The 22,307-nt window shown below is 63.6% G+C and carries 20 protein-coding genes and 1 pseudogene; 7 read left to right on the forward strand and 14 right to left on the reverse strand.

Features of this window, described 5'->3' with window-relative positions; all coding sequences use genetic code 11:
- Window positions 1-43: 43 nt before the first annotated feature.
- Entirely contained in the window at window positions 44-283 is a 240-nt protein-coding gene (locus tag AC0NID_RS06020; protein WP_095485099.1) for a hypothetical protein, read from the forward strand.
- Between the two features lie 128 nt (window positions 284-411).
- On the opposite strand, the gene AC0NID_RS06025 is transcribed toward AC0NID_RS06020, so the two are convergent.
- Entirely contained in the window at window positions 412-2,454 is a 2,043-nt protein-coding gene (locus AC0NID_RS06025; RefSeq protein WP_474033417.1) for a BTAD domain-containing putative transcriptional regulator, read from the reverse strand.
- A 214-nt stretch (window positions 2,455-2,668) separates the two neighbouring features.
- Here AC0NID_RS06025 and AC0NID_RS06030 point away from each other — a divergent pair, with 214 nt between their 5' ends.
- Both AC0NID_RS06030 and AC0NID_RS06035 read left to right on the forward strand, forming a co-directional pair.
- Window positions 2,669-3,757, forward strand: a complete 1,089-nt coding sequence (locus AC0NID_RS06030) for a PLP-dependent cysteine synthase family protein (RefSeq protein ID WP_473451804.1) — start codon at window positions 2,669-2,671, stop codon at window positions 3,755-3,757.
- A 22-nt stretch (window positions 3,758-3,779) separates the two neighbouring features.
- Window positions 3,780-5,264: a pyridoxal phosphate-dependent decarboxylase family protein gene (locus tag AC0NID_RS06035; RefSeq protein WP_473451806.1), complete on the forward strand. Its 1,485-nt coding sequence runs from the start codon at window positions 3,780-3,782 to the stop codon at window positions 5,262-5,264.
- A 52-nt stretch (window positions 5,265-5,316) separates the two neighbouring features.
- On the opposite strand, the gene AC0NID_RS06040 is transcribed toward AC0NID_RS06035, so the two are convergent.
- The 9 genes and pseudogenes from AC0NID_RS06040 to AC0NID_RS06080 all read right to left on the reverse strand — a co-directional run bounded on the left by AC0NID_RS06040 (window position 5,317) and on the right by AC0NID_RS06080 (window position 15,728).
- Window positions 5,317-6,960, reverse strand: a complete 1,644-nt coding sequence (locus AC0NID_RS06040) for an ABC transporter substrate-binding protein (RefSeq protein WP_473451808.1) — start codon at window positions 6,958-6,960, stop codon at window positions 5,317-5,319.
- Between the two features lie 180 nt (window positions 6,961-7,140).
- Window positions 7,141-8,136, reverse strand: a complete 996-nt coding sequence (locus AC0NID_RS06045; RefSeq protein WP_473451810.1) for an alpha/beta hydrolase — start codon at window positions 8,134-8,136, stop codon at window positions 7,141-7,143.
- A gap of 25 nt (window positions 8,137-8,161) precedes the next feature.
- Window positions 8,162-8,842, reverse strand: a complete 681-nt coding sequence (locus tag AC0NID_RS06050) for an isochorismatase family protein (RefSeq protein ID WP_473451812.1) — start codon at window positions 8,840-8,842, stop codon at window positions 8,162-8,164.
- Complete coding sequence (locus AC0NID_RS06055; RefSeq protein WP_473451814.1) at window positions 8,843-10,147, reverse strand: M24 family metallopeptidase; 1,305 nt, start codon at window positions 10,145-10,147, stop codon at window positions 8,843-8,845.
- A 311-nt stretch (window positions 10,148-10,458) separates the two neighbouring features.
- Window positions 10,459-11,436, reverse strand: coding sequence for a GlxA family transcriptional regulator (locus tag AC0NID_RS06060; RefSeq protein WP_473451817.1), 978 nt, complete (start codon window positions 11,434-11,436; stop codon window positions 10,459-10,461).
- A 176-nt stretch (window positions 11,437-11,612) separates the two neighbouring features.
- Window positions 11,613-12,794 (reverse strand): cystathionine gamma-synthase, encoded by a 1,182-nt coding sequence (locus AC0NID_RS06065; protein WP_473451819.1) that lies wholly within the window; start codon window positions 12,792-12,794, stop codon window positions 11,613-11,615.
- Complete coding sequence (locus AC0NID_RS06070) at window positions 12,791-14,233, reverse strand: pyridoxal-phosphate dependent enzyme (protein WP_473451821.1); 1,443 nt, start codon at window positions 14,231-14,233, stop codon at window positions 12,791-12,793. Before AC0NID_RS06070 ends, AC0NID_RS06065 begins: the two co-directional genes overlap by 4 nt.
- A 185-nt stretch (window positions 14,234-14,418) precedes the next feature.
- Window positions 14,419-15,352, reverse strand: a pseudogene (locus AC0NID_RS06075) (FAD/NAD(P)-binding protein); the annotation flags it as partial.
- A gap of 193 nt (window positions 15,353-15,545) precedes the next feature.
- Complete coding sequence (locus tag AC0NID_RS06080) at window positions 15,546-15,728, reverse strand: hypothetical protein (RefSeq protein ID WP_473451823.1); 183 nt, start codon at window positions 15,726-15,728, stop codon at window positions 15,546-15,548.
- Between the two features lie 308 nt (window positions 15,729-16,036).
- On the opposite strand from AC0NID_RS06080, the gene AC0NID_RS06085 reads away from it, so the two are divergent.
- The 3 genes from AC0NID_RS06085 to AC0NID_RS06095 all read left to right on the forward strand — a co-directional run bounded on the left by AC0NID_RS06085 (window position 16,037) and on the right by AC0NID_RS06095 (window position 18,731).
- Window positions 16,037-16,396, forward strand: a complete 360-nt coding sequence (locus tag AC0NID_RS06085) for a septal ring lytic transglycosylase RlpA family protein (protein ID WP_473451824.1) — start codon at window positions 16,037-16,039, stop codon at window positions 16,394-16,396.
- Between the two features lie 270 nt (window positions 16,397-16,666).
- The gene (locus tag AC0NID_RS06090; RefSeq protein ID WP_473451826.1) at window positions 16,667-17,944 is read left to right on the forward strand and encodes a polyhydroxyalkanoate depolymerase; all 1,278 of its coding nucleotides are present in this window, start codon (window positions 16,667-16,669) and stop codon (window positions 17,942-17,944) included.
- Between the two features lie 169 nt (window positions 17,945-18,113).
- Window positions 18,114-18,731, forward strand: coding sequence for a transglutaminase-like cysteine peptidase (locus tag AC0NID_RS06095; RefSeq protein WP_473451828.1), 618 nt, complete (start codon window positions 18,114-18,116; stop codon window positions 18,729-18,731).
- Window positions 18,732-18,734: 3 nt separating this feature from the next.
- On the opposite strand, the gene AC0NID_RS06100 is transcribed toward AC0NID_RS06095, so the two are convergent.
- From AC0NID_RS06100 to AC0NID_RS06115, 4 genes are read right to left on the reverse strand one after another with little or no spacing between them, the layout of a single operon-like run.
- Entirely contained in the window at window positions 18,735-19,103 is a 369-nt protein-coding gene (locus AC0NID_RS06100) for a helix-turn-helix domain-containing protein (protein WP_473451830.1), read from the reverse strand.
- A gap of 40 nt (window positions 19,104-19,143) precedes the next feature.
- Complete coding sequence (locus tag AC0NID_RS06105) at window positions 19,144-19,677, reverse strand: Smr/MutS family protein (protein WP_473451832.1); 534 nt, start codon at window positions 19,675-19,677, stop codon at window positions 19,144-19,146.
- Entirely contained in the window at window positions 19,674-20,795 is a 1,122-nt protein-coding gene (gene mltA / locus AC0NID_RS06110; RefSeq protein WP_473451834.1) for a murein transglycosylase A, read from the reverse strand. The genes AC0NID_RS06105 and mltA overlap by 4 nt, the downstream gene beginning before the upstream one ends.
- 23 nt (window positions 20,796-20,818) lie before the next feature.
- Window positions 20,819-21,523: a Tim44/TimA family putative adaptor protein gene (locus AC0NID_RS06115; RefSeq protein WP_473451836.1), complete on the reverse strand. Its 705-nt coding sequence runs from the start codon at window positions 21,521-21,523 to the stop codon at window positions 20,819-20,821.
- Between the two features lie 199 nt (window positions 21,524-21,722).
- On the opposite strand from AC0NID_RS06115, the gene AC0NID_RS06120 reads away from it, so the two are divergent.
- Complete coding sequence (locus tag AC0NID_RS06120; protein WP_473452633.1) at window positions 21,723-22,223, forward strand: FxsA family protein; 501 nt, start codon at window positions 21,723-21,725, stop codon at window positions 22,221-22,223.
- The last annotated feature ends 84 nt before the right edge of the window (window positions 22,224-22,307 follow it).

The following is a 22,307-nucleotide window of genomic DNA, read 5'->3' on the forward strand; positions in this document are numbered from 1 at the left end:
GTCGACGCGGCGCGCTCCGCGAGCCGGCAAGGGAGAAACGTCCATGTTACGATCAATTTCGCTTGCGGTTTTCCTGGCGGTCGTTCCTGCGACAGCCTTTGCAAATTCATGCCCGACCATCATGGCCGCGATCGACGCGGCGCTGCCGACCGCGACCCTCTCCGAGGCCGATATGACTAAAGTCAAAGAACTGCGCGCCCAAGGCGAAACATTGCACGCGGCCGGCGATCATGCAGGGTCAGAGGCTGCGCTCAACCAAGCCAAGACGATGCTCGGCATATAGTTGCGACGAACGCCGCTTTCCTGGCCGATTGCGCGGCTTTCCGTTCGGTCTCGGACCTGCCGATTCGTTTAAGTCGACCATCACTGAACTGATAGGTTGAAGCCGCGTCGGGCCTGAGTTGAGTTGCCTCAACCCAGCCCGATCCGCTTGGCGCCCTGCCGGAACAGGGCCTCGGCGTCCGGCTCGAACCGGAAGGTGCCGATGAAGTCGTCGGCGCAGTAGTTCGGCAGCGTCTTGCGGATCGTGGCCGTGAAAGTGCGTGCCTCGTCAAAACGTTCCGCCAGCGCAAGACAGTGCGCTGCGATCGCCAGGATGATGGCATGGGCGTTGGGACGGGCGGCCGCCTTCAGCGCCCATTCGGCGGCCTCGTCGAACTGGCCGAGGCGGACATGGGCCATCGCCCGAGCGCCCAGCATGCCGAACAGCAGCGGATCGAAGGGGCTCAGATGCCGCGAATGGTCGGAGCAACCGATCGCGGCTTTCGGGTCGCCCGACTGCGAGTGCACGAACGACAGGGCATAGTGGCCGAGCGCGAAGTTCGGGCTAAGGTCCACCGCTCGCTCCAGCTCGATGAGGGACCCGTCCTGCTCGCCGCGCAGCCATAGCGCCCGGCCCATTGCCCAGTGGGCGGCCGGATTGTGATCATCGACCAAAAGACTCTGGCCGGCGGTCTCGAAGGCAAGCGCGCATTCCCGGTCGCGGTCTCCCCAGCGCTGAAACGCGTTTTGCCAATGGGTGAAGGACAGGCCGGCATAGGCACGGGCAAAGGTCGGATCAAGCTTCAGCGCTATCCCGAAGAAATGCCGCGCCAGTTCGTTTTCCGGGCGGGTGAAGCGATACATGTGCCAGAGGCCGCGATGGTAGGCCTCCCAGGCATTCAGCGAGTTCGGCGCTTTCAGCATGGCGCGGTTGCGCTCGACCATCTCGATCTCGGCCGAGATCGACGAGACGATGCTGTTGCCGATATCGTCGAGGACAGCAAAGATGTCGTCGGGTTTGCGTTCGAATGTCTCGGCCCACACGATCCTGGCCGTGCGCACCTCGACAAGCTCCACGCTGACGACGACGCGGCCTGTCTGGCTGCGCACGGTGCCGGTGGCGACATAATCGACATTGAGCCGCCGGCCGGCATCGTCCGGCGCGATGTTTTTTTCCGCCAGCGCAAAAACGGAGCCGCGGGCGATGACGAAGAAGTCCCTAAGCTTCGCCAGGCGGGTGATGATGTCGTGGGTGAGGCCGTCGGCCAATCCACCGCGAGGGCCGCCGCGAACGCCGCCGATGCCGGCTTCTTCGACAAACGGCATCACGGCAAGCGAAGCCTTGCACAAGGGGGCAATACTGGAATCGGGAAGCATAATTGCCGACTGGGGGGCGGCGGGTACGAGCGCCGGTCGCGCCCAGCGCGTCACGCCCGGTCGTTCGCCGCGGATCGTCCGCCATGCCTCACGAACGGGTCCAAAATCCAGGTCCTCCGAAGCAAACAGCTCCGCCGCGGAGGCGAGATGTTCCTCGCACTCGCCGATCTGGCCGCGCCGTGCAAGCCCTGCCAGAAGAGCCGCATGCGCGCGACCGTCGAACGGAGCAAGTTCCACCCAATTTTCCAGATGCGAGGACGTTTCGTCAGCACCTGCGGGGAGATTGTTGACGAGATGTTCCAGAATGGCGGCATGGCATGATCTGAAGCGGCGGCGCTGCGCGGTCAGCCAGCTGTTGAAGTGCGGGCTGCGATCGATCTCCAGCCCGTCGAGGAAATCGCCGACGAACAGTCCGGATAGAGCCTGCAACCGCTCCAGATCGAGCGTCTCGATTCCTGTAGAGGCGGCCGAGGCGATGTCGATCACGTCGACGAAACTGTCGTTCAGATCGAGCGCGATCGTGTCGCCTGACGTTTCGATCCTGCGGCGATCCGGTTCGTCGAGAACGCCTCTGAGCTTGCTAAGGCACCAGCGAAGCTCGCCCCTCGGATCGTTCGGCACATCCCAGAGCAGCTCGCACAGCCGGCTGCGGCCGACGGCATGCGGCGCGAGCGCCAGATAGGCGAAGAGCGCGCGCAGCTTGCGTGATGCCGGCAATTGCACCGTGGCGCGGTCACGGATGACCGTCAGCGGTCCGAGCAGCCGCACGCAAAGCCCGGCCGCCTCGCCGTCCAGGCTCGATCGAGCGGATTCCACGTGCGTTTCCACGCTTGCTCCCACGCTGGCCTATCGCCCTCTGTTTTATCACTGAAGGCGACAGAGTGCATCCGGCAACGAATTTCCGCGCCGGATATCGGCATTGCCGGCAAGGAACCGTACCGCGGCAAGGTCTCGAAACCTCGCCGCCCAATCAGCCGGTTTGTAACCGGCCCGTGACAACAACCACGACGACAAACAGGAGGAGATCAACATGTTGCAGCAACAGAAAATCAGAACCACGGCCGGGCGAGGCCGCCTGTTCGGCAGCATTCTCGACACCGTCGGCGATACGCCGGTGATCCGGATCAACAATCTCGGCCCCGACCACGTGACGATCTATGTGAAGGCCGAGTTCTTCAATCCGGCGGCGTCGGTGAAGGACCGGCTGGCGCTCAACATCATCGAGGAGGGCGAGCGCAACGGCGCCTTGAAGCCGGGCCAGACCGTCGTCGAGGCAACCAGCGGCAACACCGGCATCGGGCTGGCCATGGTCTGCGCGCAGAAGGGTTATCCGCTGGTGGTGACGATGGCCGACAGTTTCTCCATCGAGCGCCGCAAGCTGATGCGCATGCTGGGCGCCAAGGTGGTGCTGACGCCGCGTGCCCAGAAGGGCTTCGGCATGTACAACAAGGCGGTGGAACTGGCTGAAGCCAATGGCTGGTTCCTGGCCCGCCAGTTCGAGACCAAGGCCAATGCCGCCATTCACGAAGCGACCACGGCGCGCGAGATCATCAACGACTTCGCCGGATCCCGGCTCGACTGCTTCGTTACCGGCTACGGAACCGGCGGCACCGTGGTCGGTGTCGGGCGCGTGCTGCGCCGGGAGCGTCCGGAGACCAGGATCGTGCTGGCCGAGCCGGCCAACGCCCAGCTCATCGGCAGCGGCAAGGCGCAGGAGCGCGGCGCCGACGGTGCGCCGGCCGCCAGCCATCCGGCCTTCGAGCCGCACCCGATCCAGGGCTGGACCCCGGATTTTATCCCCAACGTGCTGCAGGAGGCGGTCGGCGCCGGCCTCTATGACAAGGTCGTACCTGTTCCCGGGCCGGAGGGTATCAAATGGGCCAAGGCGCTGGCGCAAAAGGAAGGGATTTTCACCGGCATCTCCGGCGGAGCCACGTTTGCCGTGGCACGCCAGATCGCGGAAAAAGCCGCACCCGGCTCGGTGATCCTGTGCATGCTTCCCGACACCGGCGAACGTTACATGACGACGCCGCTGTTCGACGGCATCGAAGCCGAGATGGACGCGGAGGAAACAGCCCTTTCCCGCTCGACGCCGGGCTGCCAGTTCCCGGCTGAGTAACGGCGTATCGGGAGTAACGGGGATGGACGCAATGCTGAAAGCCGCCGGCACGGCCGAAGAAACGCTCGATCCGGCGGACTGGGCCGAGGTGCAGGCGCTGTCGCACCGGATCGTCGACGATGCCGTCGACTATCTGCGCGATGTCCGGGAGCGTCCGGTGTGGCAGGACATGCCCGCTGAGGTGAAAGCCTTCTTCGCGGAACCCCTGCCGCGCTCGCCGCAGCCCCTTGCCCAGGTCTATGGCGAGGTTGCGCGGAACGTGATGGCCTATCCGATGGGCAACATCCATCCGCGCTTCTGGTCCTGGTATATGGGGTCGAGCAATTTCACCGGGGCGCTCGGCGATTTCCTGGCGGCGATCCAGGGCTCCAACCTCGGCGGCGGCAACCATGCCGCCGCGCTGATGGACAGCCAGGTCGTCGAATGGTGCAAGCAGATGATGGGCTTTCCCCAATCGGCCAGCGGCACACTGGTCAGCGGCGGCTCGATGGCCAACATCATAGGACTGACCGTGGCGCGCAACGCCAAGGCCGGCATCGACGTGCGCGAGCATGGCGTTGCCGCCATCGAGAAGCCGCTGCGTTTCTATGGCTCGGATCAGCTCCACTCCTGCCACCGCAAGGCGATGGAGGCGCTCGGCCTTGGCAACCAGGCGCTGCGACGCATCCCCACCGATGCCGGATTGCGGATCGACATCGACGCCTTGCGGGCGGCGATCGCCGAGGACCGCAAGGCAGGTTTTCGGCCTGCCTGCGTGATCGGCACGGCAGGCACGGTGAACACCGGGGCGATCGACGACCTGCAGGCGCTTGCAAGTCTGGCGGCGCGAGAGGACCTCTGGTTCCATGTCGACGGCTGCATCGGCGCCCTGATCGCCATTGCGCCGGAAAATTCCTACCGCGTTGCCGGTATCGAACATGCCCACTCCATCGCGCTCGATCCGCACAAATGGCTGCACGCCCCGTTCGAGGTCGGCTGCGCCCTGATCAGGGACGCCTCGGCCCATCGCAGCACGTTCGCGGTGACGCCGGAATATCTGGAGTCGACGCCACGCGGCCTCGCATCCGGACAATGGCTGCATGATTTTGGCCTGCAAACGTCACGCGGTTTCAGGGCGCTCAAGGTGTGGATGGCGCTGAAGGAGCACGGCATCGAGAAATTCGGCCGCCTGGTCGATCAGAACATCGCACAGGGCCACACCCTCGGCAGGCTGATCGAGGCCGAGTCGCTGCTGGAACTGATCGCGCTACCGAACATCAACATCGTCTGCTTTCGCTACCGCGGCGACGGGCTGACGGGCGAGCAGCAGAAGGCGCTCAACACCGAGATCATGCTGAGGCTGCAGGAGGAGGGCACCGCAGCCCTTTCGGATACGACGGTGCACGGCCAGCATTGCCTGCGTGTGGCGATCAACAATCACCGCACCCGGCGCGAGGACCTGGACCTGCTGGTGCGGGAAACAGTGCGCCTCGGACGAGAGATTTCAAGGTTTGGCGTCGCCGACTGAATGTCGGCATTCCGTTATCTTGGCCGTCGGCGTTCCGATCCGGCGGCAAGGACTACGCGTCGAGCCAGACCTTCTCGAAATGCTGCTCCAGCGACTGGTGTTGCTCGCAGCCGTGCACGCCTTTGCGGAACGTGCGGTAGACGGAGCGCCAATAGGGCTGGATGATGATGCCGGAGTCGCGCAGATTCTGTTCAATCTTGGCCATGATCTCCTTGCGTGCACCGGCATCCGGCGTGGCCAGCGCCTTGTCGAGCAAAGCGTCGAACTCCGGATTGGCATAGGCGCTCTCGTTCCAGGCGGCGCCGGTTCTGTAGGCCAGAGCCAGCACCTGGACGCCCAGCGGCCGGCCGAGCCACTCGGTGCAGGAGAAGGGATATTTGCTCCAGTCGTTCCAGAACGTCGCCGCCGGCAGCACGGTCCGTTTGACCTTCAGCCCGGCGTCGCGCATCTGCGCGGCGATGGCGTCGCCGGTGTTCTTCTGCCAGTCGACATCGACGGAGATCAGGTCGTATTCGTGGTCGGACTTGCCGGCCTCGGCAAGCAGGGCCTTGGCTTGATCGACGTCGCGCACCGCCGGCCCGATATCGGCGTATTCGGCATGCATCGGCCCGACATGATGGTTCTCGGCCGGCTTGCCCCGGTCGTCCATGCCGATCTTCAGGATCGCGCTATTATCGACCGCGAGTTGGGCGGCGCGCCGCACCTTGATATCGTCGTAAGGCGGATTGCCGACGTTGAAGCGCGCGACGAGCGTCGAGCCGGTGGCAAGCTCCGAATTGCTCAGATCCATGGCGTCCGTCTGCGACAGCGTATCGGCGGCGGTCTCGTGGTTGGTGTCGATCTCGCCCGATTCAAAAGCCGAGAACATCGCATTGGGATCGGAGCCGTAGTCGATCCATTGTATGCCGTCGAGGTAGAAGTCGTCTTTCCACCATGGCTTGTCCTTGCGGCGGACCTCGGCGCCGACCTCGGCGTCCCATGCCACTAGTTCGCAAGGTCCAGTGGTGATCGCCAGCGCCTTCAGCGGATCGCCGTCGCCATCGTAGCTGCGATGCATGATCAGCGCCGGATAGTCGGTCATGCCGGCAATCAGCGAAATGTCGGGCTTTGGCAGATTGAGCCGGACGGTAAAGTCGTCGACACGCTCGATGCCGCCGTCGACCGGTTTCTTGGTGGCGGCGTCGACCAGCGCGCCCATGCGCTCGGCGACCGAGTTGCCGGCGACGCCGGCATCGCACCAGCGCGTGAGGTTGTGGACGACATCGTCGGCGTTGAAGGTGTCGCCGTTCGACCAGGTAACGCCCTTCCGGACATGCAGCGTCACCACGCGGGCGTCGTCGCTGGTCTCCCAGCTCTCGAGCAGCCACGGCTCGAAGGTGAAATCGCGGTTCCAGCGCACCAGATATTCGTTGCACTGGCGGGCAATGTTGGACATCTCGACACCGTCGAAGGTGCGCGGATCCTTCCAGCCCTTGACGTTCATGGCAACGCGCAAGACGCCGCCGCGCTTCGGCTCCTCGGCCGCACTGGCCGGGGAGGGCGCAAGGCCGCCAAGGGCCAGCGCGCCGGCCGCGCTGACGCCGAGCGCGGCCATGGTGGCGAGATATTCGCGCCGGTTCATGCTGCCTTTCTTGAAGCCGTCGGCGACGGGTTCAGCCTGCGGATGCAACGCTCTGTCGGTCAACATGAACTTCATTGTCGATCCCTCCTTGTCGGTGCCCCGCCAACCGCTTCGCGGGGGCGGATGCGGTCGGCGGAGTGCCATTGTCTCAGGGATGATAGGGCGAGCTTTCGCGGGGAAATGTTCGGACTTCCGCAGTTCTTGTGCGCCGTTCCGCAGGGATGGAAGGTCCTCCTCATCCGGCCCTTCGCGACGTCAGTACGGCCAGTCGCCTTTGCCGAGCACGGCGATGGCGTCGACGATGCGCGTGAACGCCTCGCGGGCACGGGGCACGGTCTTGCGGGCGCGCAGGAAACTGTGCACGAGGCGCGGTTCCTCGTACAACCAGGCGCGGCCGCCGGCGGCAAGGATGCAGTCGCGGTAGGCCTCGCCGTCGGAGGACAGCGGATCGCATTGCGCTGATATGACGACCGTCGGCGGCAGACCGGTGAAATCTCCGTCGCGCAGCGGTGAGAAGGTCGGGTCGTCTGGTGACTGCGCCTTGCCGGAGCGGACTTGGCGGTAGAATTCGATGTCGCTGACCGTCAGCAGCGGCGCCTCGGCGTGCTCGACATAGGAACCGGCGCTCTGTTTGCCGCCTAGCTCCGGACCGCCCAACTCGGGATAGACCAGCACCTGGCCGACTGCGGGGCGATCGTGGCGGCGCGCCGCGTGCGCGATCGCGGCGGCAAGATTGCCGCCGGCGCTCTCACCGCACAGCACGATCGGCATGCCGGTTGTTGCCGCCGCCCACTCGAACACGGCCAGAGCATCGTCGAAGGCGGCCGGGTGCAGATGTTCGGGCGCCAGCCGGTAGTCGGCGGACAGCACGGCAAAGCCTGTGCCGGCGCAGATCTCGGCACAGATGTCGTCATGGCTGTCGAGCCCGCCAAGCACGAAGCCGCCGCCGTGATAATAGACGACCATCGCCTGCGGCGCCCTGCCCGCCAGTTGGTAGCGCCGGATCGGGATCGCATGATCGCCGGCCGCAACCATGCCGTCGCTGGCTTCGACACCTGCGGGATAGCCTTGGTGGAACGACCGGCACATCGCGTCATAGACCGCCCGCTGCTGGTCGACCGGCAAGTCCATGTCGGGCGGATACCATGCATTGACCCGGTCGATATAGGCCCACAGCGCCGGCTCGAGCAGAGTCGAGTATTTTCCACGTTTTGCTGACTCGGGCGTGTCGGCGTCACTGACCATCGCCATCCGGTCCCACCAAATCCCCGTAGCGTCAGAGTTCGTCGTAGAGGCGGGCGGCATTTTCATAGGTGAACCGCAAAGGCACCGAGCCTACGACTTGCCATGCATCGACCGTCTCGCCTGCCATCAGCCGGCACGCGCCGTCGGTGGTGGTGACGGCGCCGCCATAGAGCCGGTTGGCAAGGTTGAGGATGGCGGTCTGGTGCATCGCCGTGCTGCCGCTGCCGCACGCATCCTTGACCAGCAGCACCCGAAAGCCAGATGACACCGCATCTCTGACAGTGGCGTCAATGCAGGCCTCTGTCCACACACCGGCAACGACCAGCCACTCGATCCCTTCTGCCTTGAGCCGCCCTGCTGCGGGGCCTGCACCGAAGGCGCTGGCCTCAGTCTTGACCAGCATCATCTCGCCGGCGACCGGGGCCACTTCCGGACAGATCGCCGTCAGCGGATCATCCTTGTCAGAGAAAACCGACCTGCCATTCGCATCGACCGGATGGAACCGCCGCGCCTCCTTGGTGAGATCGACGATATAGGCGGAGTGGTAGAGCAGCACATCGTTGGCCCGCGCCGTTGCCTGCAGCCGCTGAACGTTGGCGAGAATGTCGCCAAAACCCTCGACCAGATAGCGCCTGTCCTGCCGATGCTCCTCCTGGAGGTCGACGAAGACCGCCGCCGCCGTGCCGTGCTCGATCGAGACCGGGCCCTTCATTCAAACCTGCCTGTCAAGGAAATCGTCCTCATAGGGAAAGCGCGACAGAAGCTCGGTGCCGGTCTCGGTGACCAGTATCTCGTCCTCGAGCTTGACACCTTCGCGTCCGCCTTTCTCGCCGATATAGCTCTCGACGCTGACCACCATGCCGGGCACGACAAAACCGTCGCGGCCATAGGTCTCATAGTCCATGGCGTGCGCGATGAACGGCGTCTCGCCATGCATGCCGACGCCGTGCATGACAGACGTATAGCGCTGGTCGACGAAGCGGTCCGGGATCTTCCAGGCCTTTTCGGCAATCTCACGAAACGCCATGCCGGGCTTGACGATCGAGATGTTGTGCTGAACCTGCTCGTGGGCCATTCGGTAGAGCGATTTCTGATAATCCGTCGGCTTGCCCGGCCCACAGCGGAAGGTGCGCGAGAAGTCCGAGTAATAGCCGTAGCAGCCGATCGTATCGGTATCCAGCGCCAAAAGTTCGCCCGGCCTGAGCTTGCGGCCGCTCGCTTCGTTGAACCACGGATTGGTGCGCTGGCCCGAGGTCAGCAGGCGGGTTTCGATGAACTCGCCGCCCTGCCGGATCACCTCGTGATACATGATGGCGAAGAGATCGTTTTCGGAAACGCCGGGCTTGATCGCCTCGCGCACCGCATAAACGGCGGCTTCGGCGCCGGCCATCGACACCTGCAGGCATTTTACTTCCTCCGGCGTCTTCACTGCGCGCACGGCGAGGATCTCGCCCTGGCAATCCCTGACCTCGCAGCCGCGCTTTTCCAGCGCCAGCGCCTGCAGATGACCACAGCGGTCGAGGCCGAGCTTCATCGAGCAGCCGCCATGAGTTTTCAACAATTCGGCGATCTCGTCAGCGAACGGACCTGCGGTTTCGTCGTCACGGCCCGACACCGATGACCACACCAGCTTGGACGGGCGCGCCTCGTCGATCGTGTCGAGCACCATCGAGACATGGTAGCTCTGCGGATATTCGAACAGCACGATCGGCCCTTCGGTGGGTATGAAGAAGTAGCGGGTCGAGTTGCGCAGGAAATAGCCGAACATGTTGCGCGACCCGGTGGCGTAGCGCTGGTTATAGGGATCGAACAGCACCACGGCGCCATAACCGGCCTCGCGCATCCAGGCGCGCAGCCTGGCGAGCCGTCCCTTGCGCAGCGCGTCCGCGTCGATGAAGGAGGGCTCGGTGTCGGACAGCCACATGCCGCCGGCCGGATCGGACGCCGCCGGATGGCGCATGCGGTCCTTGAAATCAACATCCTCGGTGCTGTCGGGATCAAAAACGACGATGCTCATGGGCGCCTCCTGGAGGCGGGGAAGATGAGCCATGCGCTGCGCAAAGGCTGTGCGAGATACCGCAGGTGTTGTGCCGGATGCCGCTCGAAGTCGTTCCATGGCGCTCTACGCGCGCCCCTCTGTCCCGCCGGACATCTCCCCCACAACGAGGGAGATTGGCGGCTTCGGCGCTCCGCTCATTCCTGCAACGTTGGCGATTGGTGAAATCAGCGGTGACAGCCGATCTCCCCCCGTGTGGGGGAGATGGCCGGCAGGCCAGAGGGGGGCGCTGTCCCGCCGGCATCAAAAGCTTCTGCCTTGGTGCAGACGTCCTAATGCCTGCGCATCACCTTCGGCGCGTGCCCATGCTCCTCCCTGAACGCCCGCGCAAAACTCGACATCGATGCAAAACCGCAGGCCAGCGCCACGTCGCGCACCATCAGCGTGGAATGCGCCAGGAGATCGGCGGCGCGCTTCAGCCGCAGGCGGCGGTAATAGCCGTTGGGCGAGATGCTGAGCTCGGAGCGGAAGTTGCGTTCGAGCTTATCGGAGGAGACGCCGAGCTTTTCCGCCAGCTCCGCCATGCCGAGCCGCTCCTCCACCGCATCCTCCATGATGGCGATGGCCGACAGCACCAGCTCGTTCTGGACGCCGGTGCGCAGGCGCAGCGGCATCAGCTTGCGATCGACGCTGGAGCGCAGCGGGCTGTGCACGAACCATTCGGCGACGCCGGCCGCGAGTTCGGCGCCAAAATCGTTGGTGATGATCTCCAGCATCATGTCGAGGCTGCCGACGCCGCCGGCCGAAGTAAAACGCTTGCGGTCGATGACGTAGAGATCGCGCCTCAGCTCGATATTGGGAAAGGCTTCGGTGAAGGCGGCCTGGCTGGTCCAGTGCAAGGTGCAGGCGTGGCCGTCGAGCAGGCCCGCCCGGGCGAGAAAGAACGCGGCATCGGCCACCGCGCCGATATGGGCGCCGCCGCGTAGGCTCTTGCGGATCCAGCTCACGGCATCGTCGGCGACAAGATGATCGGCATTGCCGCCCGAGCAGACGACGATGCGGTCGACCTTCGGCGCATCGCCGGCGAAAAAGCCGGGTTGGATGACGACGCCATTCGAGGCCCCGACCGGGCCTGCGGCAGCGCCGACGATGATCCAGCGGTAGCATTCTTTTTTCGCCAGCACATTGGCGGCGCGCAGCGGCTCGATGACCGAACTGAACGCCATCATCGGAAAGCCGGGGAAGACCAGCACGGCAAAGGTGAGCGGAGCGTCGGTGGGTTTTGGTTGGTCGAGGGCGTGAATGGTCATGCTTCAGCCGTGCCTGTTGGCAATTGCGGGGAGGGCCACAATTCCGTCAGACGCAGCGGAGGTCAACGGCCATCGCACAGGTCCCAAGTTAATCGCTTCAGGATTGTGTTGTCGGCATCGATGATTGATCGCCTCAACATCGGTTGAGCGATTTCAGTTCCCCAACACAGGCCCCCTCAACCCCTCAGCGCCTGATCCAGATCCGCGATCAGATCATCGCCGTCCTCGATGCCCGCCGACAGCCGCACCAGCGAATCCGAAATGCCGATCTCCGCCCGCTTCCCGGCCGGGATCGAGCCATGCGTCATCAGCGCCGGGTGCTCGATCAGGCTTTCGACGCCGCCGAGGCTTTCGGCCAGCGTGAACAGTTGGGTGTGTTCGAGGAAGCGCTTGGTGCCGGCAAGGTCGCGGTCGAGCTCGATCGTGATCATGCCGCCGAAGGCATGCATCTGCCGCCTGGCGATGGCGTGCTGCGGGTGGCTGGCGAGACCAGGATAGATGACCCGGCGTATGTCGGGGCGGCTTTCCAGCCAATGGGCGATCTTCTGACCGTTCGACGAATGGCGCTCCATCCTCAGCGCCAGCGTCTTGAGGCCGCGCAGCGCCAGAAAACTGTCGAACGGCCCGGAAATGGCGCCGATAGCGTTCTGCAGGAATTTCAGCCGGTCGGCCAGATCCTTGTTGTCGCCGACCACGGCGACGCCACCGACCATGTCGGAATGGCCGTTGAGGTATTTGGTCGTCGAGTGGACTGATATGTCGATGCCGAGTTCCAGCGGCCGCTGCAGATAGGGGCTGCAGAAGGTGTTGTCGGCGACCGAGAGCACGCCTTTGCGCTTGGCCAACCCTGCGACCGCTTCGAGATCGACAACGCGCAGCAGCGGGTTGGTCGGCGTCTCGACCCAGAGCAGTTTGGTTTCCGGGCGGATCGCCGCCTCGACCGCAGCAAGATCGGTGAAGTCGACGAAGTCGACCTGGAGGTTGGCCGAGCGCTTGCGGACCCGTTCCAGCAGCCGGAAGGTGCCGCCATAGATGTCGTCGGTGGCGACGATGTGGGCGCCGGAATCGAGCAGCTCGAAAATGGTGGCGATCGCCGCCAACCCCGAAGCGAAAGCGAAGGCAGCGGAGCCGCTTTCGAGATCGGCCACCGCGCGCTCGAAGGCAAAGCGGGTCGGGTTCTGGCTGCGGGCATATTCAAAACCCTTGTGCACGCCCGGGCTCTGCTGGCCATAGGTCGAGGTGGCATAGATCGGCACCATCACTGCGCCCGTCGTCGGGTCGTGGCTCTGGCCGCCATGGATGGTGCGCGTCGAGAAGGCCAGACGGTTCCTGCCCTCAACAGTTGCTTTGATGGTCATCTTGCGCGGCGCCTCAGATGGTTGATCAGGTCGATGCGGGTTATCAGTCCGATGAATTCGTCGCCGTCGAAGACGATGGCGACTTCGTTGCGGTCGAACACCGGCAGCAGCGCGTCCAGCGTCTGGCTGGCCTGCAGCGTGTGCAGGGTGGAGGTCATCGCCGTGCGCACCGGGGCCTTGAAGCGGTCCCAGCGGCTGTCATAGGGGCCTTCGACATGGGCGAGAATATCGCTTTCGTCGACAATGCCTACCAGTCTGCCCTCGTCCAGCACCGGCAGCTGCGAGACGTCCGAACGGCGCATGCGGCCATAGGCGTTGAGCAGGCTTTCCTCCGGACCGACATACACCGTGTCGCCGGTGCGGTGCGAGCGCATCACCAGGTCGCGCAGGTCGCCATGCTGCTCCTGCTCGGCAAGACCCTGCTCGGCCAGCCAGAAGTCGTCGAAGACTTTCGACAAATATTTGTTGCCGCTGTCGCAGACGAAGGTGACGACCCGTTTCGGCACGGTCTGCTCGCGGCAATAGCGAAGGGCTGTCGAAAGCAGCGTGCCGGAAGACGAGCCTGCTAGGATGCCCTCCCTCGAAAGCAGGTCGCGCACCGCGAGCATGCTCTGTTTGTCGGGGATGGAGTAGGCCTTCTTGACCAGCGACAGATCGGCATTGGGTGGGACGAAATCCTCGCCGATGCCTTCCACGGTCCAGCTCCCGGCCTCTATCATCTTGCCGGTTTTGATCAGCGGCGCCAGTACCGAGCCGACCGGATCGGCGAGAATCATCTCGGTCTTCGGCGAGACGTCAGCGAAGTAGCGGCCAAGCCCGGTCAGCGTGCCGCCGGAGCCGACGCCAACGACCACCGCATCGACGTCGCCGTCGAGTTGCTGAAAGATTTCAGGACCGGTCGTGGTTTCGTGGGCTAATGGGTTGGCCGGATTGGCGAACTGGTTGGCATAGAAGGCCCCAGGCAATTCGGCGGCGATCTTTTCGGCCATGTCCTGATAATATTCGGCGTGACCCTTGCCGACATCGGAACGGGTCATGCGCACTTCGGCGCCGAGCGCGCGCAGATGCTGGATCTTTTCGCGCGACATCTTGTCGGGCACGACCAGGATGATGCGATAGCCCTTGGGGATGCCGACCTGGGCGAGACCAAGACCGGTGTTGCCGGCGGTTGCCTCGACGATGGTGCCGCCACGCTTCAGCTTGTCCTGTTCTTCGGCGGCGGCGATCATCGACAGCGCGATGCGGTCCTTGATCGAGCCGCCGGGATTCTGACTTTCGAGCTTGACGAACAGCCGGCACTTGCCGATGTCGAATTTGGTCAGCTCGACGACCGGCGTCTGCCCGATCAGGTCGAGAACCGATGCATAGGGCGGACGCAGGCGGGACATTGCCCTGTCCGAGGGGGCGCTGTCGGGTGCGGCGATCTTGTGCTTGCTCATATCAGATGCTCCATGGTCAAGCGACCGCCTTGGGCAGGCCGTCAGCCTATCGTCTTTTCCAGCCGTTTGCAGTCTGAAAGAAGATAGATCGTGCCAATCCGTTGGCCAGACGGGGAATGGGATTCCAGTTGCTGGCACATAGGACCGCTCGCAAAAGGCTGTGGGACAGCGCCCCCCTCAACAGTCTACCCCAGCAGCCGCTTGCTCAGCCGCGTGCATTGGACGCGGATATCCGGAATGGCGTCGATCTCGAAGAAGGTGCCACGCGTCAGCGGCCCGACCGCGAGGATCTCTTGGCTGTTACGGTGTCGTCGCTGGCGATGACCTCGCAATTATCTGATACGTCGAGGCCAAGGCGCAGCGGATCCGGCCGGGCCAGCCCGCCGTCGACCAGCGAGCGCACCACGCTGTTTGACGTGGTCGAGATGTCCTTGGCGATGCCGGTGCAATCGTAAATGCGGGCGATATCGACCGTTTTGAGACGCTGCGTATGCGCGACTGGACCTGCACGGTGAATTCGTCGCTCGCCGCGATGCCGACGACGCGCCCGGCGACAACCCGGATGTGGCCCGGTTGAACCGCCTCGGTGACGCGGGCGTAGACCTGTGGCGCCATGCGATGGCGGTGGATATCCCACCACGCCTTGTTGTGCTCGACAAAGCCGCACTTGGCCGAAGACGGCCAGTTTTGCCAGATTTTCTGGTTGAACGGCGGGAGACCGTCGACGACGTCGCGCCAGTCGATGCCGGCCTTCTGGTTTTCCCGGATCAGGTCGCGGAACCAGCCGACAAAATAAGAAAGCTGGGTGCCGAGCGGAATGTCGGCGACGTCAAGCTTGATCGGGTTGCTCTTGCGATGCGGCGACGGGAGCAGACCGCGCCGCGACACGGCGACGATCTCGCCGCGATGGCCGCATTGTTCGAGCGACAGGAAGGCATCGATGATGCTCAAGCCGGTGCCCAGCACCAGGACTCGGGCTTTGGGATCGAGCGCGGTGTCGGCCTCCGATCCCATCCTGATCGCGTGGCCCTGGCCGGCGCCAGGCTCCTCGTCATGACCGGTCGCCAGCACGGCAAGGTGGACGATGCTGGTGCCGTTCGCCAGCGCTAGAAATTCTCCTATACTTAACTTCGAATACAGGGACCAATTTTCAAATCCTCGGCCATCCGCAGCATGGATTTGCCCAAGGAGGGGCGCAAAACGGGATATGCTTGTTTCGGCCTGAGCATTCGCCGGTCGCCCGAAAATCGCGGCGAAACACCGGCGGTGCTACCTGGGACAGGACCGGATCAGCGCCGTCCCGATGTGACTCTCAGCCGCGCCGGTTCGCCCAGGCCAGTCCCACCAGCCCGACCAGCGCGGCGACGATACCGATATAGAGCCATTGCGACTGCCCGGTCATAAAGCTGCCACCGACAAGGCCGAGGCCTTGCAGCGACCAAAGCGCACCGATGGCGATGGCAATCAACGCCAGCAGATTCTTGATCAATCTCATCGCCGGAATCCTTTTCCCAAGTCGATCGTCAATTCAGCCATGACCCCGATCACAAAGCGATAGGAAGCGTACCGACCGCTCTCGCATCTACTTGCAGAGTAAGGCCTGATCTTGCCGGGGTTCCCCCGGTGCTGCTGCGAAGACCACCAGAGATACATCGGCGCGACTCCAGGCGCTCCCTTACAAACTGTTTCCCGCCGACTCCAAACGTGTACTGTGGTCATGGAACCGCCCGATGGTTGCCGCATTTCGTGCCACATTCGGTCCGTAACGGCTGGGGTCTGTCAAACGGAGACATTTCCCCGCAGATGAAGAAAACAAACCAGACCGCGCTTGTCGCGGTGGCGATCGCGGCTGGCCTGATGGTCGGCGCATCCGCCTCCCCTGCCGCCGCTCAATGCGGCCGCGCCTCCTGGTACGCCCTGCACTCGAAGACCGCTTCCGGCGAGCGCATGAACCCGTCGGCATTGACAGCGGCGCACCGCACCTTGCCCTTCGGCACCAAGTTGAAAGTGACCAACCGCAACAACGGCCGCAGCGTCGTCGTGCGGATCAACGACCGCGGCCCGTTCATCAAGGGGCGCGTGATCGACCTGTCGAAGGGCGCCGCCAGGCGGCTCGGCTTCATCAGCTCGGGCCATACGTCGGTGTGCACAGATCGCATTTGACATAGCGCTTCTGATTCCCGACCTGCATTCACCCGGGCAATTGCTTAAGATCCGAGGCGATCGCCCGTCGTGCCTTCTCGGCAGCTTCGCAACCGCAAACTGAGCCGGCTCCCACCGTTCGAAGCGAATTTTCAACGCCTTGGACGAAAGGATGAGCATAAATCACGTCCCGTGAAGTATTGCATCGCAGCAATTTGTTGTTAACCTCCCCCCGAGATTCTAAGGCTCGGCGCTGCCGTCGTCCCTTCGGTCGCAGCAGCGGGGTTCTCGATGTTCTACCAGTTATACGAATTGAACCACGCCGCCGTGCAGCCGGCCCGCCTCTATGCCGATGCGGTGCGGATGTTCTACACCAACCCGCTCAATCCATTCACGCACACGTCCTGGGGCCGATCGGTCGCGGCAACGGCCGAGTTGTTCGAGCGCACCACGCGTCGCTACAGCAAGCCGCATTTTGGCATGACGTCGACCGTGGTCGACTGGAAAAACGTCGATGTCACCGAAAAGACGGTGTGGTCGCGGCCCTTTTGCAATTTGCTCCGTTTCGAGCGGGCGGTTCCCGCCGGCCGCCGGCCTGATCCGAAGCTGCTGATCGTGGCGCCGATGTCCGGCCACTATGCGACGCTGCTGCGCGGCACGGTCGAGGCGATGCTGCCCCATGCCGACGTGTACATCACCGACTGGGTCGATGCCCGCATGGTGCCGCTCAGCGACGGCAGCTTCGACCTCGACGACTATATCGACTACATTGTCGATATGCTGCATGCGCTAGGCCCCGATACCCACGTCATGGCGGTGTGCCAGCCTTCCGTGCCGGTGCTGGCGGCGGTGGCGCTGATGGAAACGCGGGGCGACCCTTTCGTTCCCTCGACGATGACCCTGATGGGCGGGCCGATCGACACCCGCCGCAATCCGACCGCGGTCAACCTTCTGGCCGAGGAAAAGGGCATCGACTGGTTCCGCGACAACGTCATCATGCAGGCGCCCTGGCCGGTGCCGGGTTTCGGTCGCGAGGTCTATCCCGGCTTCCTGCAGCTTTCGGGCTTCATGAGCATGAATCTCGACCGCCACATCATCGCCCACAAGGACTTCTTCATGCATCTGATAAAGCATGATGGCGACAGTGCCGAAAAGCACCGTGATTTCTATGACGAATATCTGGCGGTGATGGATCTGACGGCGGAGTTCTATCTGCAGACGGTCGACACCGTGTTTGTCCGCCACGCACTGCCCAAGGGCGAGATGATGCATCGCGGCGTGGCCATCGATCCCTCCGATATCCGCAATGTCGCCCTGTTCACGGTCGAGGGCGAGAACGACGACATTTCCGGCCTCGGCCAGACCCAGGCCGCACACGATTTGTGCGTCAACATCCCGGCGGACAGGCACGCCCACTATGTGCAGCCGGCGGTCGGCCATTACGGCGTCTTCAACGGCTCACGCTTTCGCTCCGAAATCGTGCCGCGCATCGTCGACTTCATCACCAGCTATGGCCGCCGGACCCGCGTTGCGGTGAAGCCGAAGCTGGTCCGCATCGCCAAGAAGTAGGGGGCCAAAAAGTAGGTGGCTTGTGCCCGCCCAGTCGATCTGTTGCACAATAGCCGCTTTCCCGGCCGACCGGGTAACCATGTCGCAAATCTGGCCCTTTGCATAATTGACACGGGCTGTAGATCGCCCTTAACCTTTCGTTAATAAAAAACAAGGGTGAGCGGGGACAATGATTTCCTCAATTTTGGCGCGAAAGCTGCGCGTGTGCGGGGTCGCCGGGCTCGTGATTTCGGGAGGCTGGGCCACGTCGGCCTCGGCGGCCGGGCCAATGGCAACCGGCGGCCCGACATCGCAGCCGATCGGCCATTACGATTTTTGCAAGGCCAACACGGCCGAATGCTCGATCCGCCCGGGCAATCTCGCTCCCGCCACCATGACCGGTGCGCTGTGGCGCAAGTTGCTCAGTGTCAACGCCAAGGTCAACGCCACGGTCAAGGCGATGAGCGACTACGACATTTACGGCAGGGACGAGGTCTGGGCCTATCCCGTCAAGGACATTGGCGACTGTGAGGACTATGTCCTGGAAAAGCGCCGCGAATTAAACCGCATGGGCGTGTCCTACGCCAACCTTCTGATGACCGTCGTGCGCAAGCCCGATGGCGAGGGCCATGCAGTGCTGACGGTGCGCACAAGCAAGGGCGACTACATTCTCGACAATCTGAACGAAAAGGTCCGCCTATGGGACCGGACCGGATACCGCTTCCTCAAGCGGCAGGCGATCGACAATACCGGCCGCTGGGTCTCGATCCGTGACGGCCAGCAGGTTCTGGTCGGCGCGGTGCAGTAACCGTTATTTTGGCCGTTTCAGCGCGGCGCGGATCGATGCGGTGATGCGGCGAAGCTCCGTTTCGTCGAGTTTTTCGATGTTTTCGGCCAGAAGATTGGCAAGCTCGGTGGCGGCCGGGCTAAGGCCCGACGTGTCGAGCTTTACCCGTGGGTGCGAGGCCTCGGCCAGTAGAGCGAGCTCTTCCGCATCGTCCCATATGACGTTGAAATAGCCGATGATCTTCTGGATCAGCGTCCAGGTCGGCGCGCCACGGCGGCCATGCTCCAGCGCCGACAGGTAGGCGGCGCTGACCCCAATCGCCTCGGCCATGGCTTTCTGACTGACGCCGCGTTCGCTTCGCAGCGCGCGAAGTTTTTCACCGAACGGGGTCACAAGCGCATACTCATGGGGCGCATCCTCGTGGTGCGTGTCCTCATGGGCGCGCCCGGCGCAGACGGACGTAGAGCGCGCCCGAGCCGCCGTGATTGCGCGCGGCATGGTCGTGGCTGGAGACGAGTGGCCTGAATGCGGGTGTCGACAGCCAGGCCGGCACGGCGCGCCGCAAGACGCCGTCGCCGCCCGACGAGGACCCTTTGCCGGTGATGACCAGCACGTAACGGATGCCGCCGGCATGCGCCCGGTGCAGGAAGGAAAACAGCAGCGAATAGGCTTCGTCCTGGGTCAGGCCATGCAGATCGACACGGCCTTCTATCGGCAGCCGGCCCTTCGACAGCTTTTCCAGGGTTGGTTCGTCAAGCGCATGCGAAACATGCTGCGCCTTTGCCTTTGCCGCCGCAGCAGGAGCCACGGCCTGAACACGCGGCGGTGGTTCGGTCTCGTCACCGACATCCGGCCCGATGTCAGGACTGTCGACGGCTGTCTTGCCCTTCAGCGGCTTGGCCGTGCGCGCCACAAGGTTCCAGAGGACCCGATCGTCCTCGCTCAGCCTGTCGATGCGCCGGCTCATCGCCGCGCTCCCGAAACAAGCGGACGCGGTTTCAGCGCATAGAAATCAGCGCGGTTGCGGACAACACCGGCGATCTCGCCGGCTGCATCGCCCGTTCCGGCGAACAGGTCGCCGCGGGCCGGCCCGGTGATGGCCGAGCCGGTGTCCTGCGCGATCATCAGCCGCCGGAAAGGTTTGTTGTCGAAAGCGGTCAGCGACGGCCCATCAATGTAGATCGGCGTCCCGAACGTATGGAGCAGACGGTCGACAGCGACGGAGCGGCCCGGCGTCAGCGGCACCTTGGCGGCGGCGATCGGGCCAAGTTCCGGGTCATCGACTCCCACCTCACGGAAGAAAATATACGAGCGGTTGCGCCACAGGATCTCATCGATGCGATCCGGATGCGCCTTGAACCAGGCGCGGATCGACTGCATGGTCACCTTTTCCAGTGGGATCTCGCCTAGCTCGCTCAGGATCTGGCCCGGCCCGGTGAAACGCTGGCCTGATTTGGCGGCGTAGGTGACGCGGCAAAGCCGGCCATCGGTCATGATGAGCCTGGCTGCACCCTGGACGTGGATGAAGAAAGCGTCGACCTTGTCGGCGAGCCAGGCGATTTCCCGACCCTTGCCGGCCACACCTTTGCCGGCGAGCGCCCCGCGCTCGATCTCGCCGCGGTCGAAATATTCGACCGGTCCGCCTGACGTATCCCGGCCAAAGGCGAGATAGGGATCCAGGCCGGGCGGCCGATTGGCGTCGTCGATGTCGACGAGATCGGCCGGGCGCGACAGCAGCGGCACCGTAAATCTTCCGGTTCGCATCGGTGAAGCGTCGACCACGGGTTCATAGAAGCCGGTGACGAGGCCGGCGCCGCCGCTTTCCGTCCTTACGTATGCCGGGATGAAATGGCGCTCAAAGAAGGCGCGGGCTTGCGCTCGGTCCGTTGGCGAAACGGTGCGGGCTGCAGCGTAAGCCTCGGTAAAGGCGTTGAAGTCGACACCGAGCCCGCCGGAACGATAGGGCTTGGTCCGGACGTGAAGGGCCGAGCGGCGAAAGGCGGCGAAGGCAGGGAGATGATCATCCTCACCCCAACCGGGTAGATCGCCAAAGGACTTTTCACTGAACGCCTGAGAAAGCGACACGACAGGCCTCGCTGCCGTCCAGTTCAGTCTTCTTCTTCGGTGGCGACGAGCTTCCAGTTCGGGTCGCGCGAGCGCGTATCGCGGGCGAAGGTCCAGACATCTTTGACCTCGGCGACGGTTTCAGGATCGCCGTCGATGACGGCGCCGGCCTTGTCGCGCGTCGCTGAAATCAGTTCGCTGACGATGCGCAGCGTGATATGCGCCTCGCCGCCCTTCATCTCGGCGGAAACGATGTCGGCCTTGTCGATGCCGACGAAGGAGGACTGGATCTTTTCCGATTTCGCCTCGCGGTCGCCAATGGCCGCGACAAAACCGTCATAGACCTCGCGCGACAACAGGTTCTTCAGCGTCTTTCGGTCGCCATCGGCATAGGCCATGACGATCATCTCGTAGGCCATCTTGGCGCCATCGATGAAGGTCTTCGGGTCGAATGAGGGATCATTGTCCTTGATCGTCCGCAGGCCCTTGTTGAGATCGGTGTCAGGCTTGGCGAAGGCGTCGATCGCCGCATAGGCATCGACTGCCGGCTCTCCCGGCGCTCGCTTGCGCGGCAGCGAGACCACGTTCTCGGATTTCTGGGCGGCGTCCTCGCGCGTCCGGCCCGCCGTATAGGGATCAAAGGGCGGACGTTCGCTGCCGGTGCGGCGGCCGAGCACATTGCGCAGCTGGAAAAAGATCACAACCGCCGCAACCAGAAAGAAAATCGTGCCGAAGTCGAAGAATCCCATATCTTCCGCCAATCAATCCCTACTCCGGCCGAACCGCCCGGCTGCCAAATAGCCGCGGTCGCATCGCGTTCAACATTCAAAGCATATAGAACGCAAGCTGCAATCATTCAAATCAAAGGCAGGCATACCTATCTAAAAGGTCCAGTGCCAGCGGCGATTGCTCGCCGACCGGCAAAACATGGAAACGATCGGTCAAGATTTGCGTATTTCGCTGCTTCCCCTGTTCATCATCGCGCTTCCGCTTCTGGAGATCGCCGGTTTCGTCATTGTCGGTCGCCAGGTCGGCGCACTGGCGACGGTCGGCCTGGTGCTGGCTTCGAGCATAGCCGGTGCGCTATTGTTGCGACACCAGGGTTTCGGCGTCATGACCCGGGTGCGTGCGGAAATGGACGCCGGTCACGATCCAAGCCGCCAGCTTGCGCATGGCGCCATGATCGTGCTGGCAGCGATCCTGCTCGTCATTCCCGGCTTCATATCAGATATTTTCGGCATTCTGCTGTTCCTGCCGCCGGTCCGCGACCTTGCCTGGCGCCTGTTGAAAGGCCGCATCGTGCTGGCCACCGATCTCAGCACTGGCGGGTTCCGGGCGAGGCCGCGCGACAAGGTCATCGATCTCGACGACGGCGACTATTCGCGCGACGACGATTATCGGCGCGGACCGGATCACAATTCTCCCTGGCGCCGCCTCAAGGACGAGTAGGTCGGCAACCGCCTCAGGGACGAGTAGGTCGGCAAACCTTGTCTTGTCATGCCGACCATGGTAGCGAACGCCCGATTTCAATTC

Source organism: Mesorhizobium sp. WSM4821 (assembly GCF_055901555.1).